The sequence below is a fragment of the Vibrio sp. A2-1 genome (assembly GCF_021728355.1).
GTDB lineage: Bacteria > Pseudomonadota > Gammaproteobacteria > Enterobacterales > Vibrionaceae > Vibrio > Vibrio splendidus_K.
In genome coordinates this window covers 534062-556957 of the sequence record NZ_JAKKCO010000002.1, presented here as the reverse complement: position 1 = coordinate 556957, position 22896 = coordinate 534062, and the positions used below count along the sequence as shown (strand labels likewise).

Below are 22896 nucleotides of genomic sequence, written 5' to 3'. Positions count from 1 at the left end.
ATGAAACGTATTATTCCCATTGCAATAATTGCTTTTAGTTTGGTTGCATGTAGCTCTTCACCGAAAACAGCATCTGAGTTTTGGTATGGTCAAGGGGAGCGTTTTGGATCCCGTGGCTACGCGATAGATAATGACTCATTAGTTGATATACAAGAAAAGGTGGGGTTTGATGAATCTGCTTATCTTGCCGGATATGAAAAGGGAAAATCAGAGTTCTGTGATCCTTATAAAGCTTTTGAAAAAGGCATCAAAGGAACAAGGTACACAGAACAATGTGCTGATATGCCTCAGGAGGTGATGATCAAAGCTGAGTGGCAAAGAGGATGGGACGCATTTATTGGTGCTGATTTCTATAAGTTTAGGTAGGCTCAGAAACGATTAACTTAAACCTACCCATTATAATTATTGATGTGTGCCACCATATGCTTTGCACAGTTCACGGGGCAGTTGCTTTATCGCTCCGTCATTGAATGTGCACTGAACGCCTGCACCAAATACTTTTCCTGCGTTGTTTTGCGCAATAGAGACTGGAGCTGAAAAAATAAACACTGAAGCTAGTGCTAAAGTTAAAAGTTTCATATTTTCCATCCTTCATACTTACCAAAAAATAAAATAAACAGCATTTAAACGTCATGCTTAATACTCAATTATGTATACGGTTGATGAAAGGTCAAAGTTCTATAAAAATTTTTAATGAAAAATAACAAAAGTTAATTTCAACATATCAATCAGTAACTTATTGATTTGTGGTGTCTGGAAGTGTCCGTAAATGGAAGGTATTTTCTTTGTTGAAAGCAAAACGGTTATAAACAGAAGACTTTATTTTCTTAAATTATATTTGTTATGTATTTACGGACTCTAGGCGTATTATTTTATTTTGCATCAAAGGCAATAAAGGTTCATAAATGCATAAAGTGCAACTGGTTATTAGAGTAATATCATGAACATAAGTGAAGCGGCTAAACTTACTAATTTATCAACGAAATCTATTCGTCTTTACGAAGACAAAGGGGTTATCACTGCGCCTTTCCGCTCGGAAAATGGTTATAGAAGTTATGATAAGAAGCAGATTAAAGAGCTTGGGATCGTTGCGAAAGCAAGAAGCGCTGGTTTTTCGCTTGATGAGTGCCGTGCGCTTGTTGAATTAGCTGACAATCCTTGTCGAGAAAGTGCTGACGTTAAAGCAAAAGCGCTTAGTAAATTGGAAGAAGTAAACAAAAAAATTGAAGATCTATTGGCAATTCAGAAGACATTGAAAGAGTGGGTTGAACAATGCCCAGGTGACTCAAATAGCCATTGCCCGATTATTGATTCACTTGTAGAAAAAAAGCCATAATTTGGTTACTTATGGCTTTAATAAGGACTGATTGAATTACTCTTTAGTTGGAGTAATCGTTAATACTATGCCATCTACAGCAGTGACGATTACCTCTGTGCCTGCTTCTAAATCCTGAGCGCTAACAGCTGACCACGTAGTATCACCTAGACGGATACGACACTTGCCTTTTTGCATGTCAGTATCGACTCGAGTTGTTTGCCCTACAAGTTGTTTTTCTCTTTGATTTAGCTCTCGTCCAGCGTCTGACTGCTTGTCATTAGATAGTTGTCTTCTCCACCACAACCAAGTGGTGATAAGTGAAAAACTCGCAAAGGACAACCATTGCATCTGCCAACCGATTGGTAGCGCGCCTAATAGCGCTCCGACCAACATGGCAGATATGCCTATCCACAAAAAGTAACCAGCAGTACCAACCAGCTCTAGGGCTAGCAGCGCTAGACCAAATGCTAACCAATGCCAGTGGTTTACTTGCTCTAGTAACTCGAACATAAGTTAGTCCTTACTACCCTTGTCGTTGCTTTGTGCAAACATCTCTGCGATACCTGCAACAGAACCCATTAGGCCAGTCGCTTCGAGTGGTAGCATGATTATCTTGCCGTTTTCAGCTTGGCCAATAGACTTCAGTGCGTCGGTGTAACCTTGTGCAATAAAGTAATTGACCGCTTGCATGTCACCTTGAGCGATGGCTGTCGAGACCATTTCTGTCGCTTTAGCTTCTGCTTCTGCTGCACGCTCACGAGCTTCTGCTTGCAGGATTGCTGCTTGCTTTTGACCTTCCGCTTTTAAGATTTCTGATTGCTTATGACCTTCTGCTTTTAGGATCTCAGCTTGTCTTACACCTTCAGCCGATAAAATGTCGGCACGTTTGTTTCGCTCAGCTTTCATCTGGGCATTCATCGCGGCGGTTAGATCAGCTGGTGGCTGTACATCTTTGATTTCGATACGAGTAACTTTTACGCCCCATGGGTTAGTTGCTTCATCCACGATATTTAGCAGCTTGGTATTGATCATGTCACGCTGGCTAAGCATTTCATCCAGTTCCATAGAGCCAAGCACAGTACGGATATTGGTGAGGGTTAAATTACGGATCGCATGCTCAAGGTCATTAACTTCATAAGCCGCTTTCGGTGCATCGATAACTTGTACGAAGCAAACTGCATCAATCATGACATTAGCATTATCTTTGGAGATGACTTCTTGAGCTGGGATATCGAGAACTCGTTCCATCATACTGATGCGTTGTCCGACTTTATCGATAAATGGAATGATCAGGTTTAGGCCTGGTTTGAGTGTCTGTGTATAGCGGCCAAAGCGTTCTACGGTCCAGTTATTGCCCTGTGGAACGGTTTTGACACCAGCGAAAATGAACAGTAGTGCGACGACAGTAAAGACGCCAATAGTAATCAATGTATCAATAGCCATACAAAATCCTTTGCAAGTTTAAGTTTTTGATAGTTCACTATTGATACTGGCTCATATTTAAATTCTGAGCAAATTTATAAACGAGAAATGGGCCATAAAATATTGATTTTATGGCCCATTTTATACTATTTAATTCGATAAACTAATTGATTAAATTGTCAGTTTTCGATGTTCAATCTAACGATTTTAGGGTTTTGTTAGTAAAGCAGAGAGTACAGTTGTCGACGGTACTTACTGGCAACTGGGTTTCCTTGCCCAAGCGCACTTAAGATGTCCATGAACTCTTTTTTCATATCGCCATCGCAAGTATTTAGATCTTTTGCTAGGAAAGACCACAACAGCTCCATCGCTTCTTCGTTGCGGTTCACTTGGTGATATTGCAATGCTAACTCAGAGGCAGTCTTAGCGTCATTCGGGTCTTGCTGCAGAGCGGTTTCTAATGCCTGTATTTCAGGGCTGTCTGCTGCTTGCTTGTGAAGTTCAAGTTTCGCGACTAAGCCTTTGTAGTAGTTGTCTTGGTACTCTAGAGGAATGGTGGCTAGCTGAGTTTCAGCCAGATCAAACTGTTGCGTTTCTAACAAACACTCTGCGATCGCCAGTTTTACTTCACCTTTATTCGTCAGTTCTGCTGGGAGTTGCTGCATAGCTGCTAGTGCTTGCGTGTGCTCACCTGCTTGCATTTGTTCCAGAGCTTGACGTAATGCAAGTTCATCTTGGCTAGGAAGGTGCTTGTTTAGCATTTCAACAATGGCTTCTAAGCTCTGAGGGCCACCAAGCCCATCGACAGGCTGACCGTTAACAAACAGTGCAATAGTCGGTAGTGCTTGAACCCCAAATTGGCTAGCAATGGCTTGCTCCTGCTCACAGTTCAATAGGGCTAGGGTGAAAGCGCCATTGTATTGCTGAGTTAATGTTTGCAGTTCAGGAATGACTTGGGCGCTCTCTTGGCTCATTGGTGCCCAAAATTGGATGAGTACAGGGGTCTGCATCGAACCTTCTAATACTTGACGAAAGTTCTGCTCATTAAGTTCAACAATATGCGGAGATTGCATTTACGTTCCTTGAGGTTTGTTTATGGATACGTTGCAAATATGGGGGGATAAGTCGGTAACTTCAAGATCTAACTGGGGTATCTCAGATAAAAAGAGACAAAAATAAAAAAACGCTATGCTTCGATGTTGATAGGATGTTTATCTCTACATAGAAGGCATAGCGTTATCATTGAGGTGTTCAGTGAGGTATTGCGTGAGATACTCAAAACAGAATAAACAACGTAATCGCCACACTCACACCTACCCAATTAAGGCGGTTTAAAGTCATGAAATATCCAGATTAGATTCACCAATTGGGAGTAATTGATGAGATAGGATAAATCATGACATCTTATTGTTACGGAAAAATTACATCGTTACATTAAAGTTTGCGACTGTGCATTCAAAGTTAGAAAATTATGCAGCTTTTCTCAAAATAGGGTCTAGCCAGCGACTCGGTAGAATCCTTTTCAATACCGCGAACACTTTAGTCGGAGTCGTAACTCGGTATCTTAGCTTGGGTTTATTGGCCGAAAGTGCGTGAAATACAGGTTCGATACAACTCTCAGGTGGCAGAACAAAAGCGTTGTTCGATGACTCATTTTCGAGTCGGTCTTTTTGTTGTTGGTAAGCATCTTGGTGAGCACTGCCAGAAATGTTGATCCATTTATTGAATGCTTTCAGGGCATTGGTTCTAAATTGAGTCTCAATTGGCCCAGGTTGCAGTAACGAGATGTGTATACCGCTGCCATGCAGCTCTAAACGCAAGGTATCCGTCCAGCCTTCAATAGCGAACTTTGACGCATTATAAGCGCCACGATATTTCATGGCGGCAAAACCTAATACGGAACTGTTTTGCACGATTCGGCCTTCACCACGTTCGCGCATGTGCGGGAGTATCTGACAAACAAGATGATGCCAACCAAAGAAGTTGGTTTCGAATTGCTCCCTAAGACCTTGGGTCGGTAAGTCTTCTAGCGCGCCTGCTTGACCGTAAGCGCCGTTATTGAATAACCCATACAACCCGTTAGGTGCGAGTGCAATTGCAAGCCTGGCGCCATTCTCGATACTCTCTTGGTTGGAAAGATCTAATTGAATACAAGTGAGGCCTTCATCTTGAAGGCGTTGAACATCCTGTGGGTCACGGCAAGATGCAATGACATGAAAGCCACTTTTTTGAAGTGCATGAGCACATGTATAGCCAATGCCTGTTGAGCAACCAGTGATAAGAATCGACTTGTTCACACTTAATCCTTTATTAGAGTCTCTATCGCTTTAGAGTAAAGAATTAGTCTTGATGTTGTAACAAGTTTTTTAGTGCCGGTTCGATTCTTGAGTAACTAAAGATAAATCCCGTTTCAGTGAGCTTCTTTGGTTTGGAACGAATGCTGTCAAAGAGCAGACAAGAAGATTCACCCATAAGAAGCGACATTGCCCATTTAGGCGTGAACAATAAATGAGGTCGGCGTAGTTGTTTGGCGAGTGTGCTGCTGAACAGCTTGTTGGTGACAGGGTGTGGGGCACACATATTAAATTCCCCTTGAGCGTGAGGCATCGACAATAAGTGGTTGATGGCTCTCACCATATCCAGCATGTGAATCCAAGGCATGTATTGCTCGCCTGAACCTAGCGGTCCACCAACTCCTAGTTTGTACGGCATAAGCATCTTTTTGAGCGCACCGCCATTTTCACCAAGTACAATACCTGTTCGCAGTAGTATCACGCGTGTTCTTTCTGATTGTGCTCTCTTGGCTATCTCTTCCCAATGAGCGCAAACTTTGTGAGGAAAGCTTTCATCTTCTACTTGTAGTGATTCGTCAAACGGATGTTGCTGTTGATCACCATAGTAACCCACGGCTGAGCCGCTAATAAAAGCCTTCGGCGGGTTGCTGCTGGTATGAATTAACTCGACCAGTTTTTCAGTAATGTGCCAGCGGCTGTTACAGATCCTCTCTTTTTGCTCCGCACTCCAACGCTTGTCAGCGATAGGTTCGCCAGCAAGGTTGACCACTACATCGAAGTCATTGAGATCGCTCAGTTCATCAAGAGATTGAATGTAATGAAGGTTATTCTGGTTCAGATGATTTAGGTTTTGTTTCGCTTTTTCGGGGCTCCGCGTCAATAATGTCACGTCGTCAGTGTTCCAGCTTTTGACCAATTCAGAACCAATAAATCCCGTACCACCAGTTAACAATATCTTCATACCAATCTCCCTATTAAACATAATTATAGACATGGCTTGTTTTTGAACGCCAATCAATACGAAAAAATCACTATAACGATCAGTTGGTTTCAATCGTGTGATACCCAAATTACGCCGTATCAATTTACGAAAGAATGAAATTAAATTCATCAAGTTAGGATGTATACCGCTATCACACTTATGGACTTTACTCGGATATGTTACCAACTGCGTAATATTTGTCACATAAGGAATGATAAGGATTTGCCATGATTATTAGTAATTAATAACCAGATACAATTTCAATGACTAGGAGTTGCGATGACGGCAGTGCTTGCTTTGTTTCGAGCCATGTTAGGTAGTCTAAGGGATCTCTTGCCGATCGTGGCGGTGATTGCTTTCTTCCAGCTTGCTGTTTTGCAAGAGCCACTCCCTCATCTTTTGTCTATTCTAACTGGCTTAGTGCTGGTGGTTTTTGGACTGACTTTTTTTATCTTTGGCCTTGAAATGGGTCTGTTCCCAATTGGCGAATCGATGGCGCAAGCATTTGCTCGTAAGGGGAGCGTGTTTTGGTTATTGACCTTCGCTTTTTGTTTAGGCTTTGGTACCACCATTGCCGAACCGGCGTTAACCGCAGTGGCTGCTGAAGCAGCAGAAGTTGCAGCTGAAGGTGGTGTTATTCCCAACTCTTTAGATGAAAGGGAACAATATGCCGATGGCCTGCGCTTCACTGTGGCGTTATCGGTCGGTATTGCCATTCTATTAGGAGTACTTCGGATCTTAAAAGGTTGGCCAATTCAGTACATGATCATCGGTGGTTATATTGGAGTAGTGGTGCTCACGGCTTTTGCCCCGGAAAACATTATTGGGATTGCGTACGACTCTGGCGGCGTCACAACATCGACGATCACCGTTCCGTTAGTGACCGCATTAGGCGTAGGTTTAGCCTCGGCGATTAAAGGACGAAATCCTATGATTGATGGCTTTGGATTGATCGCGTTTGCTTCACTTCTGCCGATGATGTTTGTCATGGTGTACGGGATGGTGGTGACATGATCAGTGTGCAGCAATTTATCGACACCTTTCTAGGCACTGTGATGGATGTGATTCCGATTGCGGTGATCATCTTCGGTTTTCAGTTAGCGGTACTGCGTAAGCCTGTCAATAACCTTGCCAAAGTGCTCATCGGTTTCTTTTACGTCATTCTTGGCTTATCACTCTTTTTGATGGGGTTGGAGCTCGCATTATTCCCTCTAGGGGAGACGATGGCAATGCAACTCACCGAACCAAGCTTTTTGACTGAGTTTAAGATCAGCTCTGGTCTTTCATTGGCTTGGTTTGATTATTACTGGGTTTACCTGTTTGCGTTTTGTATTGGTTTTAGTACCACGATAGCTGAGCCTTCTTTGATTGCTGTAGCGATTAAGGCAAACCAAGTATCCGGTGGCAGTATCAGTGTTAACGGACTGAGAATCGCTGTGGCATTAGGCGTTGCCATCGGTATCTCATTGGGTAGCTACCGTATTGTTGCGGGCGATCCTATCCATTACTACATTATTTGTGGCTATGTAATTGTTGTGATTCAAACCTTTTACGCCCCCAAATTGATCATTCCATTGGCCTACGATTCAGGCGGGGTTACGACATCTACCGTGACTGTGCCTTTAGTGACGGCTCTTGGATTAGGGCTTGCTTCAACTGTACCGGGACGAAATCCAGTAATAGACGGTTTCGGCTTAATCGCCTTTGCGAGTTTGTTCCCCATCATTTCGGTGATGAGCTACGCCCAAATAACCCAATGGTTAAACCGTTTACACACCTCTAAGGAGAGCAAAGATGCGCTTTAAACTTATCCTAGCGTTTGTAGAAGAGAGCAAAACCGACACTGTGCTCGATGCCGCGCGTGATGCGGGCGCAACCGGAGCAACCGTGATTAATAATGCCAGAGGGCAGGGCTTAAACCAAAAGCGCACCTTCTTTGGATTAACATTAGAGGTGCAAAAAGATGTGCTGCTGTTTGTCGTTGAGGAGCATCTAGCAAGGCATATTCTCGAAAGAATTAGTGAAGTGGGGGAGTTTGACCAAGAATCGGGACAGGGTATTGCAGTACAGATAGATGTGGAAGATGCAGTAGGCGTTGCGCACCAAGTTGAGACGTTAACAAAGGTTGTGGAGGATGAGCTATGAGTACCAGTGAAAAGATCCGAGTAGGCGATGTCATGGCCAATACGTATGTGATTATCGATGGGCTAACTACGGTGTTAGAAGCGATAGAGATGGCGAAGAAGCACAAAGTGAAGGCAATCATTGTCGATAAACGCCACGAGGATGATGAGTACGGTATCGTGTTGATGAATGATATAGCAAAGAAAGTGTTGGCTAAGAATCGATCTCCCAAGCGAACCAATGTTTATGAAATCATGACCAAGCCAGCGCTAAGCGTGTCTGCTGAGATGAACGTAAAGTATTGCGCTCGCCTGTTTGAACGCTTTGGTATCAGTCGCGCGCCAGTAGTTCGTGATAACAAAATAGTCGGTATGGTTAGTTACAATAATATCGTGATCAACGGTATGGTGAGAGATGACGTGTAGCATTTAGATACGTACAATAGGCTCATAAATTTTATGGAGAAGTACGTGTGAAATTATTTTTTGCTTCAGACCTACACGGTTCGCTGCCAGCAACAGAAAAGGTATTAGAACTCTACCAAGCGTCTGGTGCGCAATATTTAGTGCTATTGGGTGACATTCTGAATCATGGTCCAAGAAACCCGCTTCCCGAAGGATACAATCCGCCGGCGGTTGCAGAGAAGTTGAATGCGTTTTCTCAAGAGATCATTGCCGTTCGTGGTAACTGTGACAGTGAAGTGGATCAGATGTTGTTGTCTTTTCCAATGATGATGGATTACTCATGGGTGTTATTGGAATCAGGTCAGCGTATCTTTCTAACCCATGGCCATTTGTATAACACCATTAAACGACCAGCACTAAAAGCGGGTGATATTATTGCCCATGGACATACCCATATTCCAGTTGCCGAATACCAAGATGATATCTTTATCTTTAACCCTAGTTCGGTGACATTCCCACGAGATGGTCACGCAGCGAGCCATGGCATCTATGAAAATAATACCTTTAAAGTCATTAGCCTTGAAGGTGACGTAATTGTGAGTGGCGAGCTTTAAATAAACTCAATCGGCGGCGTTAGAAAAGGCTCACTTTGAGTCTACGTGGCCGAGGTCCCTGTCTGGAGCAATGATGTTTCGCACTCTTTGCTTCAGAACTTTCGCTTCTGGAAAACCTTCATCTGCTTTTCTTTCCCAAATCTGCACACCATTACAAAAGATTTCGAACCTGCCTCCGGTGTCTGGATGCAAGCTCACTTGTTCAATTTCTTCGCTAAAGGTATGCAGCAGCTCTTGGCATAACCAACTTGAACGAAGCATCCAATTACACTGACGGCAATAGTGTATTGCGATTGTCGCTTTTGTTGCTGTCTCTTTTGCTGGCGTCAGATTTGGTTGATCCGTATTCATAGTTAATCCTTAAAATGCTACATCCGTAATTTGATACCAACGGCTAACAAAAAAGGGGCATCATGCCCCTTTCTATTGATATACCGTTTAATGGTATTCAGCTATTGATATACATAAATAACTGCAGAGTTTTAGTTTGAACCAGTTTTAGTTTGAGAACAAAACGGTAGAACCGTGATTTAAGCTAGTGAGCAGCAGTGCCTTCTGATTAATAATATCAATGCGTCGGCTTTGCTCTGCATCCATCTTAATCACTTGAGTGATAAGTTCGAGTTGCTCTTCCGAAAAGTCTTGGCGCTCAGCAGAAGTTACATCTTTAAACTCCGTTGGCGAAATCAGTAAATAGTTATCGTTAATATCCCACTGACCTGTTTCAGATATGTTGATCACATTCGCAGGTGCAGTTTGAGTGCTGTACAGCCTAACCACTGACATTCTCAGGTACGTACCATTTGGTAGGTATTTCGCATTCGATGACAATTCAACTTTACGAAGCGGCCCGATTGAATCAGCTTGCTTGTTATCGCTAATCAGAGTCACCATTTTCGATTGCCATTCATGCTGAGTGAGCAAGCGCTCTACTTTTGCATCGCTGCCCCAATATAACCAACCACTTAAAAATGCAGATAGAACCAGTAAAATAATCGATACTTTTAATTTCATGTTACTGACCACCGTTACAAATGTCGTTTACATCCGACTGGTTTGCGTAAATTCTTAGGGTTACATTTTCGCTAGAGTAATCTTGCGGGTGAATGTAGTTGAGGGCAAGGTTGTTGGTTTGTCCACCAGTTGCAATCACCTCAGTCGGTTTCAGCATGCCAGTGTGATTGGTGTTGTAACGCAATACACACTTCTCTATCGCAGGTAGCCAACTGCTGAGATCAGGATGATTGATTGGGGTTTGAATTTTTACACCATCCACTTCAGTCAATGTTCTGAACTCGGATTCTGCGGGGTTAGTAAACGTTAAAACCAGAATTGGCATGATGAAAGCCGCAAGCAATAACGAAAACGCTAACCACTTATTGGTGCTTTTAACCGGGGTCGCAGTTGGTGTTGTTGCTGGTTCCACTTCAACTTTGGTTTCTTGAAACTTTGTAATTGACTCGGGCTCAACAGCTTCGGTCATTACTTCTTCGGTCATTGTAGGCGTTGCAAACGTTAAGATAGGTTCTACGTCATTTTCTGCAATTTCAGCCGCTGCTGGCTGATCATTTGATGAAAGTGGTGCAGAGCGTTCAACGGTTGCAATAAATTGGTAACCGCGTTTAGGTACCGTTTTTACGAATTCTGGAGATTTGGTCGAGTCCTTGAGCATCTTTCTCAGGGTCGAAACTGCTTGCGTTAAGCTTGAGTCATCAACCTCAAAGCCTTGATCTCGCCAAACATACTCGTGCAATTCATTACGAGTGATAACTTCATTGGGTCTTTCTGACAGCATCAGGAGAATGCGGCTTTCATTGCTGCCAAGGCGCACGACTTCGCCGTCGCTCATTTGATCAACAAGTGAATTGCTATTTGGGTCGAATACGAACCGCTGTGCGAGAATAAACTTTGTGCCGATATTGCTCATTGAATTCTTCTATTTTGGATGATTTTGAGTGCGAAATAGACAAATCTCAGGTGAAGTTCCGTTAATTCTTCACCAAATCATGGCTTCTTTTATGTTCTTTTATATTTATCAGACTCAAGGATAATAAAAACAGATCAAAAAAACAGTGTTTTTATGATTTTTGACCTTGAATTTACATTTGTCATCCTCATGTTAATGAACATAAGAGTGGCATCAAGTGTTACGCCCCTATGGTATTCAACATAAAGTATAGATGTTTTGGAGTAAAAATGAGCGAAACAGCAACGCAAAATAAAGAGACTCGTGGCTTTCAATCTGAAGTAAAACAACTACTTCACCTAATGATTCACTCACTGTATTCAAATAAAGAAATCTTCCTACGTGAGCTGATCTCTAACGCATCTGACGCGGCTGATAAGCTTCGTTTCCAAGCCTTGTCAAACGGTGACCTTTACCAAGGTGATGCAGACCTAGGCGTAAAATTATCTTTTAGCGCTGAAACCAATACTTTAACGATTTCTGATAACGGCATCGGCATGAGCCGCGACAACGTTATTGAGCATTTAGGTACGATTGCTAAATCGGGTACTGCAGACTTTTTCTCAAAGCTGTCTGAAGACCAAAGCAAAGACTCTCAATTGATTGGTCAATTTGGTGTTGGTTTCTATTCTGCATTCATCGTTGCAGACGCGGTAACGGTCCGCACACGTGCAGCAGGTCTAGCGAGTAATGAAGCTGTTCAGTGGCACTCTGCAGGGGAAGGTGATTACACCATCGAAGACATCACTAAAGAGTCTCGTGGTACTGATATTATTCTTCATATGCGCGAAGACGGTAAAGAATTCCTAAATGAATGGCGTTTGCGTGAAGTCATTGGTAAATACTCTGATCACATCGGTATCCCTGTTTCTATCTTAACTGCGGTTAAAGATGACGAAGGTAAAGACACCGAAGAGAAACATTGGGAACAGATTAACAAGGCTCAAGCGCTTTGGACTCGTAACAAGTCTGATATCGAGAAAGAAGAGTACCAAGAGTTTTACAAGCACGTATCTCACGACTTTGCTGACCCACTAACGTGGAGCCATAACAAAGTTGAAGGTAAGAACGACTACACAAGCCTACTTTACATCCCAGCTAAAGCACCTTGGGATATGATGAATCGTGACCATAAGAGCGGCCTTAAGCTTTATGTACAGCGAGTATTCATCATGGATGATGCAGAGCAGTTCATGCCATCTTACATGCGTTTCGTTCGCGGCTTGATTGACTCAAACGATCTACCACTGAACGTGTCTCGTGAAATCTTGCAAGATAATAAGGTAACTCAGTCTCTTCGTGGAGCATGTACCAAGCGTGTCCTGACTATGCTTGAGCGCATGGCGAAGAATGACAACGACAAGTACCTAGAGTTTTGGAAAGAGTTTGGCCTTGTACTGAAAGAAGGCCCAGCGGAAGACATGGCGAACAAAGAAAAAATCGCTGGTTTACTTCGCTTCTCATCAACGGAAGTTGACTCTGCTGACCAAGCTATCAGCCTAGTGTCTTACGTTGAACGTATGAAGGAAGGTCAAGACAAGATTTATTACCTAACAGCAGATAACTACGCTGCCGCTAAGAACAGCCCGCATTTGGAGCAGTTCAAAGCAAAAGGTATCGAAGTGGTTCTAATGTACGATCGTATTGATGAGTACGTCATGAACTACCTGACTGATTTTGATGGTAAGCAGTTCCAATCGATCACCAAAGCGGGCTTAGACCTAAGCAAGTTCGAAGGCGAAGAAGAGAAAGAGAAGCAAAAAGAGGCAGAAGAAGAGTTCAAATCTGTTGTTGAGCGCACTCAATCTTACCTAGGTGATCGTGTTAAAGAGGTTCGTACCACTTTCAAGCTAGCGACAACGCCAGCGGTTGTAGTCACTGACGACTTCGAAATGGGCACGCAAATGGCTAAGCTTCTTGAAGCTGCGGGTCAAGCTGCACCTGAAGTTAAGTACATCTTTGAGATTAACCCTGAGCACGCACTGGTGAAACAGATGGCTGATGAAGCGGACGAACAAGCGTTTGGTCGCTGGGTTGAGCTATTACTTGGCCAGGCTATGCTGGCTGAAAAGGGCTCAATGGAAGATCCGTCACAATTCTTAGGTGCAATCAACGAGCTACTAACAAAACGTTAGTCTTTCGACTTTGGGCTAAGCCCATAATTATGAATAAAAGCTCGCGAATGCGGGCTTTTTTTATGAACGTCGCTTAACTTCATCGAAATGTTGCTAAAGTTGCTAACAAGACGAACGCAAACGCTGTCGATACATTCTTTAGTCTTAATTTCAGCCAAATTGAATATTAATGTGATAGAATGCTCGACCTAATCAGCTGGTACTATGAACCTATCGTCTCCAGTTGTATGATTTTTAAACGTTATACCGAAACTTACCGTTTTGCTTCTGTTTACAGTTGTGCTTAGCCTCAGTTGTTACCTAACCTCTCTTGTTTGACCTAAATTAAACCAGAAAGGCGGGATAGTGAGCTTCGGTATAAATCATAATTTTTATAAGAGGATTAAACATGCGCATCATTCTTCTAGGTGCTCCTGGCGCGGGTAAAGGTACTCAAGCTAACTTCATCATGAACAAATTTGGTATCCCTCAAATTTCAACTGGTGACATGCTACGTGCTGCTATCAAAGCGGGTACTGAGCTTGGTAAGCAAGCAAAATCAGTAATCGACGCTGGTCAGCTAGTTTCTGATGAAATTATCCTTGGTCTAATCAAAGAGCGTATCGCTCAAGATGACTGTGAGAAAGGTTTCCTACTAGACGGTTTCCCACGCACAATCCCACAAGCGGATGGCCTAAAAGAAATGGGCATTGCTGTTGATTACGTTGTTGAATTCGACGTAGCTGACGATGTGATTGTTGAGCGTATGGCTGGTCGTCGTGCTCACCTTCCTTCTGGTCGTACATACCACAGTGTGTACAACCCACCTAAAGAAGAAGGTAAAGATGACATCACTGGCGAAGAGCTTGTTGTACGTGATGACGACAAAGAAGAAACAGTTCGTGCACGTCTAGGCGTATACCACGATCAAACGGCTCCGCTTATTTCTTACTACGGTAAGGAAGCAGAAGCAGGTAACACTAAGTACCTTAAATTTGATGGTACTAAGCAAGTTGCTGAAGTTAGTGCAGAACTTGAGAAAGCACTAGCATAATTGGCTAACAGCCAGTTTTAGAATTTGATATATTGGAAGCGACCGTTAAGGTCGCTTTTTTTGTTTCAATTTTTAGTCATATACCAATCTAGATAAAATCGATTGTGCATAATTTCCGCGCTGCGGCTTAGATTCACGCGGCTAACGATCAAGGTGATGTTGCGATAACTCAGGTTAAGAACGACTATTCTTAAATTTAGTTGCGTAACAATGATCTTAAACTTATGCAGATTAGTATATTACGTTCCAGAAAATCACACATTGGTCTCAGGTATCTATGGAAAATAATAAAAAGCAGGGCGTTTTACTGGTGAACTTAGGAACACCAGATTCGGCGACTCCAGCTGGCGTTCGTCGATTTTTGAGTGAATTCTTACACGATAAGCGAGTCGTAAACCTAACGCGTTGGCTTTGGTGTCCTATTTTACATGGGGTGATCTTACCGATTCGAGCTCCGAAAGTGGCTAAATTGTATCAGTCTGTCTGGATGGACGATGGATCACCGCTGCTTGTGTACTCACAAAGACAAGCTGAGAAACTGCAGAAGAAATTGCAAATGCCGGTTGCGCTGGGTATGACCTATGGCAACCCAAGTCTTAAGACGGGTGTCGAACAACTGATGGAGCAGGGTGTCGAAGACATCATCGTACTACCTCTGTATCCTCAGTACTCAGGAACAACGACAGCGGCCGTTTCTGATGGTTTAACTAAAGCCTTCAAAAAAATGCCTGTTATCCCGAGCTATCGCTTTATTCGAGATTATTATTCTCACCCTAGCTATGCGAAAGCACTGGCTGAAAGTGTTCGTAGCCATTGGGAAGAAAATGGTAGAGCCGATCATTTAGTGTGTTCTTTCCACGGTATTCCGAAGCGACTCGCTGATGAAGGTGACATCTACCCTCAGCATTGTGAAGCGACGACCAAATTACTTGCTGCTGAGTTAGGCTTATTAGCGGACGATATCACCATGACATACCAGTCTCGATTTGGTCGAGAAGAGTGGTTGAAGCCTTACACTGACGAGACACTTGAATCACTGCCGAGTAAGGGCATCAAGAAGATTGATATCATGGCTCCTGCGTTCTCGGTTGACTGTTTGGAAACGTTGGAAGAGATTTCTGACCAGTGTAAAGAGACGTTCATTGATGCTGGTGGCTCAGACTTTAGCTACATTATGTGTCTTAACGACAGAGACTCACACATCGATATGATGGCTGAGCTAGTGGCGCTTCATCGCTAACTAATATACCAATAGAATAAATAACAAAAGGGCTGCTCATTGAGCAGCCCTTTTTGATCTTGATGTTTCTTTTTGAAATAGATCTAGATATTAAGCAACAGAAGTTTCTGCTTTTGGCTCTGCTTCAAGCGTCATGTTAGTTTCTACACCATGCATCCATGATACAAGTTTACCTGCACAAAGAAGCAGTAAGACGCCACTTATTGTCGCTGTAATTGCGATACCACCGAAGATAGACATTGCGCCAAGCTCACCAACGTGAGAACCCACAAGGCCAGCGACGTAGTTTGCGACAGCATTGAAGCCAAACCATGCACCCATCATTAACGATGCCAGACGAAGAGGAGCTAACTTAGTGACCAACGACAGGCCAATAGGAGATAGACAAAGCTCACCAAGAGTATGGAAGAAGAAAGCACCGACTAGCCATAGCATTGATGTTTTGACTGTTAGGTCGCCACCTTGCTCCATTACTGCACCCATCATGCACACAAAGCCTAGTGCTAAGAAAAACAACGCCATCGCAAATTTCACTGGCGAGTTTGGTTCACGCTTACCAAGCTTGACCCAAAATGCAGCAATGATTGGTGCAAGTGTAATGATGAAGAATGGGTTCAGAGATTGGAACCAAGCTGCAGGAACTTCAAAGCCACCAATCATACGGTCAGTATATTGTTGAGTGTAGATGTTCATCAAACCGCCAGCTTGTTCAAAGCCAGCCCAGAAAACGATTACGAACAGACCCATAACTAGAATAACTTTTAGTCTGTCGAACTCTTCTTTGGTCAGTGGTGTTTTCTCTTTCGATTTGTTCAGCGCTTTCGCTCGTGCAGCTGCAGGTACTGAGCCAATGTTGCCTAACCATGACTGAGCCATCGTCAATTGCATAACTAAGCTAATAACCATACCGATACCAGCGGCTAGGAAGCCAGCTTTCCAGCCGAATGAATCGACTGCAGCACCTGAAATTAAGCCACCCAGTAGCGCGCCTAAGTTGATGCCCATGTAGAAAATGGTGAAAGCGCCGTCACGTCGGTTATCGCCTTCTTGGTATAGGTCGCCAACCATGGTCGAGATGTTTGGTTTAAACATACCGTTACCACTGATAAGCAGTGCTAAACCTAGATAAAGAGCATTTACTTGGTCTAAGCCAATAGCGCCGTTAGGAAGAGCGAGCGTAAATTGGCCTAAGGCCATTAATACACCGCCCACTAGGATCGATTTACGTTGTCCTAAGTAGTTATCGGCCAGCCAGCCGCCGATTAATGGCGTGATATAGACTAAACCAGTATAGATGCCATAAAGATCGAGGGCATCTTTTGTTGACCAACCAAGGCCACCATTGATAGTGGTATCGGTAAGAAATAAAACAAGGATGGCACGCATTGCATAGTAGGAGAAACGTTCCCATAGCTCTGTGCTAAAAAGTAGAAATAGGCCTCTAGGGTGGCCAAAGATGTTGTGATTGCTTGGCATAAGTTTTACTAATTTTAGGTATTAAAAGATTTTATAGTCACTCATGTATACACAGTGGGATAAAAGTCTGCAATAGGTGTATTTTATGGTTACGATAACTGAATTTTGTTAAGTTATTGATATTAAAGCTCTTTGATTTTGATGTTGATTATTTCGAGTGTGCTGCAAACTAACTTTCCAGATTTGAGCTGGTTGATAAGTGAGCTTTTTTAAAGCAACATCGAATAAAAGTGTTTAGATATATTGGTCTGGCGTATTGGTTTGAGATTAAATAGAATGAAATCCCCATTAAAGGTGGGATACATATGCTTACAACAATGAGCCTTTTGATCTCTAAATGATCTCTGTACAATGCTTAACCACTTTTAGCTCCTATAACTTTTTGTTGATAAATTGGTCTGCTACGCAATATTTTTTGCTCACAATGATTCATTTTATTAATGGCGATTCAACCGTTTTAGGCATGTGGTAAAATATCTAAAAATATAAAATGGCTAGTTAAATGAAACGTTGGTATTTACTTTACTGTAAGCGTGGTGATCAAAAACGCGCTCAACAGCACCTAGAAAATCAGGGGGTAGAGTGCTTTTATCCTCAAATCGATGTCAAGAAGGTCGTGAGAGGGAAAGAGAAGCAGGTCAAAGAACCGCTGTTCCCGTCTTATATCTTTGTTCGCTTTGATTATGAGCAAGGCCCTAGTTTTACGACAGTTCGTTCGACTCGTGGCGTTGTCGACTTTATTAAGTTTGGAGCAAGGCCGCATGAAGTCCAAGGCGACTTAGTGTATGAACTGAAAGAGTTTGAGAAGTGTTGCGAAGATGAACCTGAAGAGTGCTGTTTTGAGTTTGAATCAGGGCAAGTGGTCAAGATCAATAGTGGTCAGTTTGCTGGGGTTGAAGCTATTTTCCATCAGAAAGATGGTGAAGCTCGATCTATTATGCTGGTAAAAATGATCAGCAAAGTGGTTCCGATCAGTATTGAGAACGAAGCACTACAAGCTCACGCATAAGTGCAGTAATACAAAGCAAAAAATAGGCTTAAAACAAAAAGGCGCATAATGCGCCTTTTTTAGTCTTTAGGGTTTGTTCAAAACGCGCTAAGCGTTGTAAGCATCGTTGTGAACGGCTTGTACTGCACGACCTGATGGGTCGACACAGTTTTTGAATGACTCATCCCACTCAATCGCTTTCGCTGATGAACAAGCAACTGAAGGACCACCAGGTACACATTCTGCCGCTGATTCTAGAGGGAATAGCTCCTCAAAAATTTCACGGTAAGCATAACCTTCTTTGGTTGTTGGCGTGTTGTAAGGGAAACGGAACTTAGCAGCTTCCATTTGTTGATCCGTTACTTTTTCTTCAGCCGTTGCTTTTAATGTGTCAATCCAGTCGTAGCCAACACCATCAGAGAACTGCTCTTTTTGACGCCATGCAATTGAATCTGGTAGGTAGTCTTCAAAACACTCACGTAGAATGTGTTTCTCCATTTTACCGTTACCACACATCTTATCTTCAGGGTTCAAACGCATTGCTACATCGATGAACTCTTTGTCCAAGAATGGAACACGACCTTCAACACCCCATGCCGCAAGTGATTTGTTGGCGCGAGCACAGTCAAACATGCTTAGAGCAAGAAGCTTACGCACGGTTTCTTCGTGGAACTCTTTTGCGTTTGGCGCTTTATGGAAGTACAGGTAGCCACCAAAGATCTCATCAGCACCTTCACCAGACAGTACCATTTTGATACCCATTGCCTTGATCTTACGAGCAAGCAAGTACATCGGCGTTGAAGCTCGAATCGTCGTTACATCGTAAGTTTCAATGTGGTAGATAACATCACGGATTGCATCTAAGCCTTCCTGAATGGTGTAAGTCATCTCGTGGTGTACTGTACCGATTTTATCAGCGACTTCACGAGCAGCAATCAGATCAGGCGCGTTTTCTAGACCTACTGCGAATGAGTGTAGTTGTGGCCACCAAGCTTCTGATTGCTCATCGTCTTCGATACGCATTGCAGCAAAACGTTTAGCGACTGCTGAAGTGATTGAAGAATCAAGACCACCAGATAGAAGTACACCATAAGGTACATCTGTCATTAGTTGACGTTTAACTGCAGCTTCTAGCGCTTCAGTCAGTTCTTCTTTACTTGTGCTGTTACCTTGTACCGCAGCGTATTCATTCCAATCGCGGATGTAGTAGCGATGAGGCTCTGCATCTTTCGAAGAATAGAAGCTACCAGGAGGGAACTCACTGATCGTCTTGCATACTTCAACGAGTGCTTTCATCTCTGAAGCAACGTAGTAGTTGCCGTGCTCGTCGTAGCCTTGGTAAAGCGGGATGATACCAATATGGTCACGGCCGACTAGGTATTCGTCTTTCTCTTCGTCGTATAAAACGAATGCGAAAATACCGTTAAGTTCTTCTAAAAGGTCCGCGCCCATTTCTTGGTATAACGCTAGGATAACTTCACAGTCAGAGTCAGTCTGGAACTGGTACTTATCTTCATAGCGTGCACGAAGTTCTTTGTGGTTATAAATTTCGCCATTCACTGCAAGAATATGCTTTTTATCTTGGCTGTATAGTGGTTGTGCACCACTGTTAAGACCAACGATAGCCAAACGCTCGTGAGCAAGAATTGCTTTTTCACCAGCATAGATACCAGACCAGTCTGGGCCACGGTGACGAAGCTTTTTAGACATTTCTAAAGCAATAGGGCGAAGTGCTGCGGCATCACTTTTAATGTCGAGAATGCCAAATACTGAACACATAGAACTTCCTTTTAAATAATTTCTAAATCAACTGTATTCAATTTGCCATTCTGGCTAAAAAAAGCAACCGAATGTGAGCAAAAAAATAATATAAAGGGGTTTCTGTTAGAAATTATCTAATTTAAAGGTGGTTTTGGTGAGTGGCGTCTAATTGCGGTTGGTTTTTTAAACAAAAACCTCTCAAAAGTGCAAAAGAACAGCAATTTTGAGAGGTTAACTAGACAATGTTTAGGATTAGATCTTATTGATGTTAGGGTTTAATTGCTCACATACGTGTCGAGCAAAACCACTACCAGCTTCACTGTAGATGTTGAATGCTGCATCGACACCATTCTCTTTCAATGTTTCTAGCTGGTCGGAGTATTCAGCAATGGCTGCGATTTGACCTTTAAAATTACGTGATTTTAGCTGTTCTAAGGCTGTTTGATTACCTTGGTGATGAGGCATCGCCAAGATCACTAGCTTCACGTTTGCTGTATCTAAGATACGCTCCCAGAAATCTGGGTCAGTTGCATCGCCAGAAATAACGTTTCTTCCAAGGCTTCTATGGTTGTGTGCGGCTTCTTCACGAACTTCGACACCTAAGCTAACCTTGCCATAGCGAGAACGCAATTCATCGTAGGCGCCAGTACCAATACGGCCCATACCAAGAATAAGCACTTGTGCGCGACCAGGATCAATTCGTTTATCACGTTGGTGAAGCTTTTCAGCAGCGTGCTCTTTGAGCCACTTACCTGACTGTTGATAAAGCTTATGACCCGCTTTGTTTAAAGGAGCAGCAATTAAGAACGATAACGAAACCGCAATCGCCACCGCCACTAATATATCGCCAGACATCCAACCCATCTTAAAGGCAAGACCACCGACGATAAGACCAAATTCACTGTAGTTAAACAATGATAGAGAGGCGAGTAGAGAGGTTCGAACACGGAATTTGAAGCGGTTGAGTACCAAGAAGTAAAGCACGCCTTTCACTGGCAGTAACAGCAAGAATAAGATGGCGAGCATAAAGCCTTGAATGGTAGGTTGCTCGGATAATCCAATATTCAAGAAGAAGCAGACAAGGAAAAGCTCTTTGAGGTTAAACAGCGATTTCGACAGCTCTGAAGCTTTTGGGTGACCGGCTAGCAACATACCTAAGATAAGAGCACCTAGATCTGGTTTAACCCCTACAAACTGGAACAAACCTGCACCGACGACCAATGCGAAGAAAATGCCGAATAGCACCAACATTTCGCCGTGACCAACCCAGTCGAGGACTTTGTAGAACAACGGACGACAGAATGGCAAAGCGAACAGTGCGATGGCATACCACTCTGGAATTTTGCCTGTCGATGCCGTTAAGAAGACCACGGCAAAGATATCCTGCATGACCAGAATACCGATCGCTAATGTTCCATAGGTCGCATTCATTTCCCCTTTCTCTTGCAGAGACTTAACTGCGAATACGGTACTAGAGAATGAAAGGGCAAAGCCGAGTAGAACAATCTGTTCTATTGACATGGCTGCCAACGAGGAAATACCTAGGAATTTAAAACCAAACAGGGCGACCGCAAAAAACAGAGTGGATAAAAGGTTGTGGATTGTTGCGCCAGCCCAGATCTCTTTAGAGAGCAGGGTTTTGATATCGAGCTTTAAGCCAATCGTAAATAGAAGCAGGGTGACACCAAGGTCAGCCAAGGTAATGATGGTGTCATTGGTTTCAAAACCCAGAGCAAAGAGCCCAAAACCAGCGACCAAAAAGCCGACCAATGGGGGAAGGTGACACTTTAAAGCAATAAATCCTGCAATAAACGCAGTGGATATTAATATAAGTTCCATAACTTGTAGTAGTAGTTCCCTAGCTTAAAAAAAACGGGCCGTGTTTATACAAACACGGCCCGCGGAAAATCAGAGTTGTTTTTCTTTAGTCTTCAAGAAGCTTTTGAAGTAACACACCGTTGAGCATAGCGCGCTTAATCATGGCAAAAGCTCCCATCGTAGGATGTTTATCGATCTGTGATGCTACAATAGGCAGGCCGCTATGGAAAGCCGTTAACGACTGATTCTCTACATTGCGCTTAATTGCAGGGAAAACAATCTCTTGTGCCTTTGTAATATCACCAGCAATGATAACTTTTTGAGGATTAAACAAGTTAATCGTCATTGCGATAGCTTTACCCAGTTGATTACCTACTCGAACCAAACTTTGCTTAGCCAGTTCGTCGCCATTGATAGCATGGTCACATACATCTTGAATGGTAATGTGCTCAATCTCTGTTAGCGAGGACTCATAACCTTGCTTAATTAGCTTTTGGACACGTTCAACAATGGCAGGGTTTGCCGCTACGGTTTCAAGACAACCGAAATTACCGCATTGGCATTGCTCGCCAAGTGGATCAATTTGGATATGACCAATTTCACCCACGTTGCGGTTATGGCCAAGGAAAACCTGACCATTAACAATAATACCAGCACCAGTACCACGGTGAACGCTAACCAAAATAGAATCTTGGCTGTCTTTGCTTGCACCGAAGTAGTGCTCAGCAAGCGCCATTCCTCGAACGTCATTACCAACAAAACAAGCAACATGGAATGTGTCGCGAATAATGTCGCTTAACGCAAGGTTATCGATGTCTGTATTTGGCATGTACTCAACGACACCTGTCGTTGGGTTAACCAAGCCTGGAAGAGTGACACCAATGGCAATCAGTTGGTCGATCTTTGGTTGGTGTTCAGCAATGAAAGCCTTCAAGTTATTGACCAAGCCTTGGGTGAGGTCTGATTGGTCTGAGTAATTCAGGTCTTGCTGTTGGAAAGCCAGCTCACGACCGCCAAGGTCATGCAGGCTTATTTGAATGTAATCTCGACCCAAGCGCACAGCGACAGAGTGAAAAGGCTCTACTTCTGTGGTTAGGGAGATAGCGCGTCTACCGCCAGTAGACGCTTGCTGCGCAACCTCTTTAATTAGGCCGCGCTCTAAAAGTTGGCGGGTAATTTTTGTAACACTTGCCGGTGCGAGTTGGCTTACATCAGCCACTTGTATACGACTGATAGGCCCTTGTTGGTCTATTAGTCGGTATACCGCCGCACTGTTTAGTTGTTTAACTAAGTCTACGTTACCTATTTGTCCGCCATTCAT

Annotated in this window: 24 protein-coding genes; 11 read left to right on the top strand and 13 right to left on the bottom strand. The window is 43.2% G+C overall.

Annotated features, from left to right (window positions below; genetic code table 11):
* A complete protein-coding gene (locus L3V33_RS10090; RefSeq protein WP_065205004.1) occupies window positions 1-366 on the top strand; it encodes a DUF2799 domain-containing protein in 366 nt (121 codons plus the stop codon).
* Window positions 367-402: 36 nt separating this feature from the next.
* Here the strand turns inward: L3V33_RS10090 and L3V33_RS10085 are convergent, their stop codons facing one another.
* Window positions 403-579 (bottom strand): hypothetical protein, encoded by a 177-nt coding sequence (locus L3V33_RS10085; RefSeq protein WP_171308861.1) that lies wholly within the window; start codon window positions 577-579, stop codon window positions 403-405.
* Between the two features lie 361 nt (window positions 580-940).
* Between L3V33_RS10085 and cueR the strand changes: the two genes are divergently transcribed.
* Window positions 941-1336: a Cu(I)-responsive transcriptional regulator gene (gene cueR, locus L3V33_RS10080; protein WP_017085964.1), complete on the top strand. Its 396-nt coding sequence runs from the start codon at window positions 941-943 to the stop codon at window positions 1334-1336.
* 36 nt (window positions 1337-1372) lie between these two features.
* On the opposite strand, the gene L3V33_RS10075 is transcribed toward cueR, so the two are convergent.
* The 5 genes from L3V33_RS10075 to L3V33_RS10055 all read right to left on the bottom strand — a co-directional run bounded on the left by L3V33_RS10075 (window position 1373) and on the right by L3V33_RS10055 (window position 5995).
* On the bottom strand, window positions 1373-1828 hold the full coding sequence (locus tag L3V33_RS10075; protein ID WP_065205003.1) for an NfeD family protein: 456 nt from the start codon (window positions 1826-1828) through the stop codon (window positions 1373-1375).
* 3 nt (window positions 1829-1831) lie between these two features.
* On the bottom strand, window positions 1832-2761 hold the full coding sequence (locus L3V33_RS10070) for an SPFH domain-containing protein (protein ID WP_004734251.1): 930 nt from the start codon (window positions 2759-2761) through the stop codon (window positions 1832-1834).
* Between the two features lie 197 nt (window positions 2762-2958).
* A complete protein-coding gene (locus tag L3V33_RS10065) occupies window positions 2959-3813 on the bottom strand; it encodes a co-chaperone YbbN (RefSeq protein WP_054547634.1) in 855 nt (284 codons plus the stop codon).
* A gap of 396 nt (window positions 3814-4209) precedes the next feature.
* Window positions 4210-5037: an SDR family oxidoreductase gene (locus L3V33_RS10060; RefSeq protein ID WP_237290327.1), complete on the bottom strand. Its 828-nt coding sequence runs from the start codon at window positions 5035-5037 to the stop codon at window positions 4210-4212.
* A 43-nt stretch (window positions 5038-5080) separates the two neighbouring features.
* Window positions 5081-5995: a TIGR01777 family oxidoreductase gene (locus L3V33_RS10055; protein ID WP_171314082.1), complete on the bottom strand. Its 915-nt coding sequence runs from the start codon at window positions 5993-5995 to the stop codon at window positions 5081-5083.
* A 300-nt stretch (window positions 5996-6295) separates the two neighbouring features.
* On the opposite strand from L3V33_RS10055, the gene L3V33_RS10050 reads away from it, so the two are divergent.
* Genes L3V33_RS10050 through yfcE form a run of 5 tightly spaced genes read left to right on the top strand, consistent with a single transcriptional unit; the run spans window position 6296 to window position 9158 of the window.
* The gene (locus tag L3V33_RS10050) at window positions 6296-7030 is read left to right on the top strand and encodes a DUF1538 domain-containing protein (protein ID WP_017079455.1); all 735 of its coding nucleotides are present in this window, start codon (window positions 6296-6298) and stop codon (window positions 7028-7030) included.
* Window positions 7027-7821 (top strand): DUF1538 domain-containing protein, encoded by a 795-nt coding sequence (locus tag L3V33_RS10045; protein WP_017090179.1) that lies wholly within the window; start codon window positions 7027-7029, stop codon window positions 7819-7821. Before L3V33_RS10050 ends, L3V33_RS10045 begins: the two co-directional genes overlap by 4 nt.
* The gene (locus L3V33_RS10040; protein WP_054547637.1) at window positions 7811-8161 is read left to right on the top strand and encodes a P-II family nitrogen regulator; all 351 of its coding nucleotides are present in this window, start codon (window positions 7811-7813) and stop codon (window positions 8159-8161) included. Before L3V33_RS10045 ends, L3V33_RS10040 begins: the two co-directional genes overlap by 11 nt.
* Window positions 8158-8565 (top strand): CBS domain-containing protein, encoded by a 408-nt coding sequence (locus L3V33_RS10035; protein WP_050651629.1) that lies wholly within the window; start codon window positions 8158-8160, stop codon window positions 8563-8565. The genes L3V33_RS10040 and L3V33_RS10035 overlap by 4 nt, the downstream gene beginning before the upstream one ends.
* 47 nt (window positions 8566-8612) lie before the next feature.
* Complete coding sequence (yfcE, locus tag L3V33_RS10030; RefSeq protein ID WP_237290326.1) at window positions 8613-9158, top strand: phosphodiesterase; 546 nt, start codon at window positions 8613-8615, stop codon at window positions 9156-9158.
* Between the two features lie 30 nt (window positions 9159-9188).
* Here yfcE and L3V33_RS10025 read toward each other — a convergent pair whose 3' ends face one another.
* From L3V33_RS10025 to L3V33_RS10015, 3 genes are all read right to left on the bottom strand, one after another.
* Complete coding sequence (locus tag L3V33_RS10025) at window positions 9189-9509, bottom strand: SelT/SelW/SelH family protein (protein WP_004734242.1); 321 nt, start codon at window positions 9507-9509, stop codon at window positions 9189-9191.
* A 147-nt stretch (window positions 9510-9656) separates the two neighbouring features.
* Complete coding sequence (locus L3V33_RS10020) at window positions 9657-10172, bottom strand: regulatory protein ToxS (RefSeq protein ID WP_054547640.1); 516 nt, start codon at window positions 10170-10172, stop codon at window positions 9657-9659.
* 1 nt (window position 10173) lies between these two features.
* Window positions 10174-11085, bottom strand: coding sequence for a transcriptional regulator (locus L3V33_RS10015; RefSeq protein WP_171314085.1), 912 nt, complete (start codon window positions 11083-11085; stop codon window positions 10174-10176).
* A gap of 269 nt (window positions 11086-11354) precedes the next feature.
* On the opposite strand from L3V33_RS10015, the gene htpG reads away from it, so the two are divergent.
* The 3 genes from htpG (at window position 11355) to hemH (ending at window position 15532) form a co-directional block, all read left to right on the top strand.
* Window positions 11355-13259 (top strand): molecular chaperone HtpG, encoded by a 1905-nt coding sequence (gene htpG, locus L3V33_RS10010; RefSeq protein WP_004734239.1) that lies wholly within the window; start codon window positions 11355-11357, stop codon window positions 13257-13259.
* A 388-nt stretch (window positions 13260-13647) separates the two neighbouring features.
* Window positions 13648-14292: an adenylate kinase gene (gene adk, locus L3V33_RS10005; protein WP_004734238.1), complete on the top strand. Its 645-nt coding sequence runs from the start codon at window positions 13648-13650 to the stop codon at window positions 14290-14292.
* 277 nt (window positions 14293-14569) lie between these two features.
* Complete coding sequence (gene hemH, locus L3V33_RS10000; RefSeq protein WP_237290325.1) at window positions 14570-15532, top strand: ferrochelatase; 963 nt, start codon at window positions 14570-14572, stop codon at window positions 15530-15532.
* 90 nt (window positions 15533-15622) lie between these two features.
* Here the strand turns inward: hemH and L3V33_RS09995 are convergent, their stop codons facing one another.
* On the bottom strand, window positions 15623-17008 hold the full coding sequence (locus L3V33_RS09995) for a peptide MFS transporter (protein WP_004734236.1): 1386 nt from the start codon (window positions 17006-17008) through the stop codon (window positions 15623-15625).
* Between the two features lie 502 nt (window positions 17009-17510).
* Here L3V33_RS09995 and rfaH point away from each other — a divergent pair.
* Window positions 17511-18017: a transcription/translation regulatory transformer protein RfaH gene (gene rfaH / locus L3V33_RS09990; protein WP_114633863.1), complete on the top strand. Its 507-nt coding sequence runs from the start codon at window positions 17511-17513 to the stop codon at window positions 18015-18017.
* 87 nt (window positions 18018-18104) lie between these two features.
* Here the strand turns inward: rfaH and asnB are convergent, their stop codons facing one another.
* From asnB to L3V33_RS09975, 3 genes are all read right to left on the bottom strand, one after another.
* Window positions 18105-19775 (bottom strand): asparagine synthase B, encoded by a 1671-nt coding sequence (gene asnB / locus L3V33_RS09985; RefSeq protein ID WP_004734234.1) that lies wholly within the window; start codon window positions 19773-19775, stop codon window positions 18105-18107.
* Window positions 19776-20009: 234 nt separating this feature from the next.
* Entirely contained in the window at window positions 20010-21596 is a 1587-nt protein-coding gene (locus tag L3V33_RS09980; RefSeq protein WP_017079462.1) for a cation:proton antiporter family protein, read from the bottom strand.
* A gap of 85 nt (window positions 21597-21681) precedes the next feature.
* A complete protein-coding gene (locus L3V33_RS09975) occupies window positions 21682-22896 on the bottom strand; it encodes an ROK family protein (protein ID WP_004734232.1) in 1215 nt (404 codons plus the stop codon).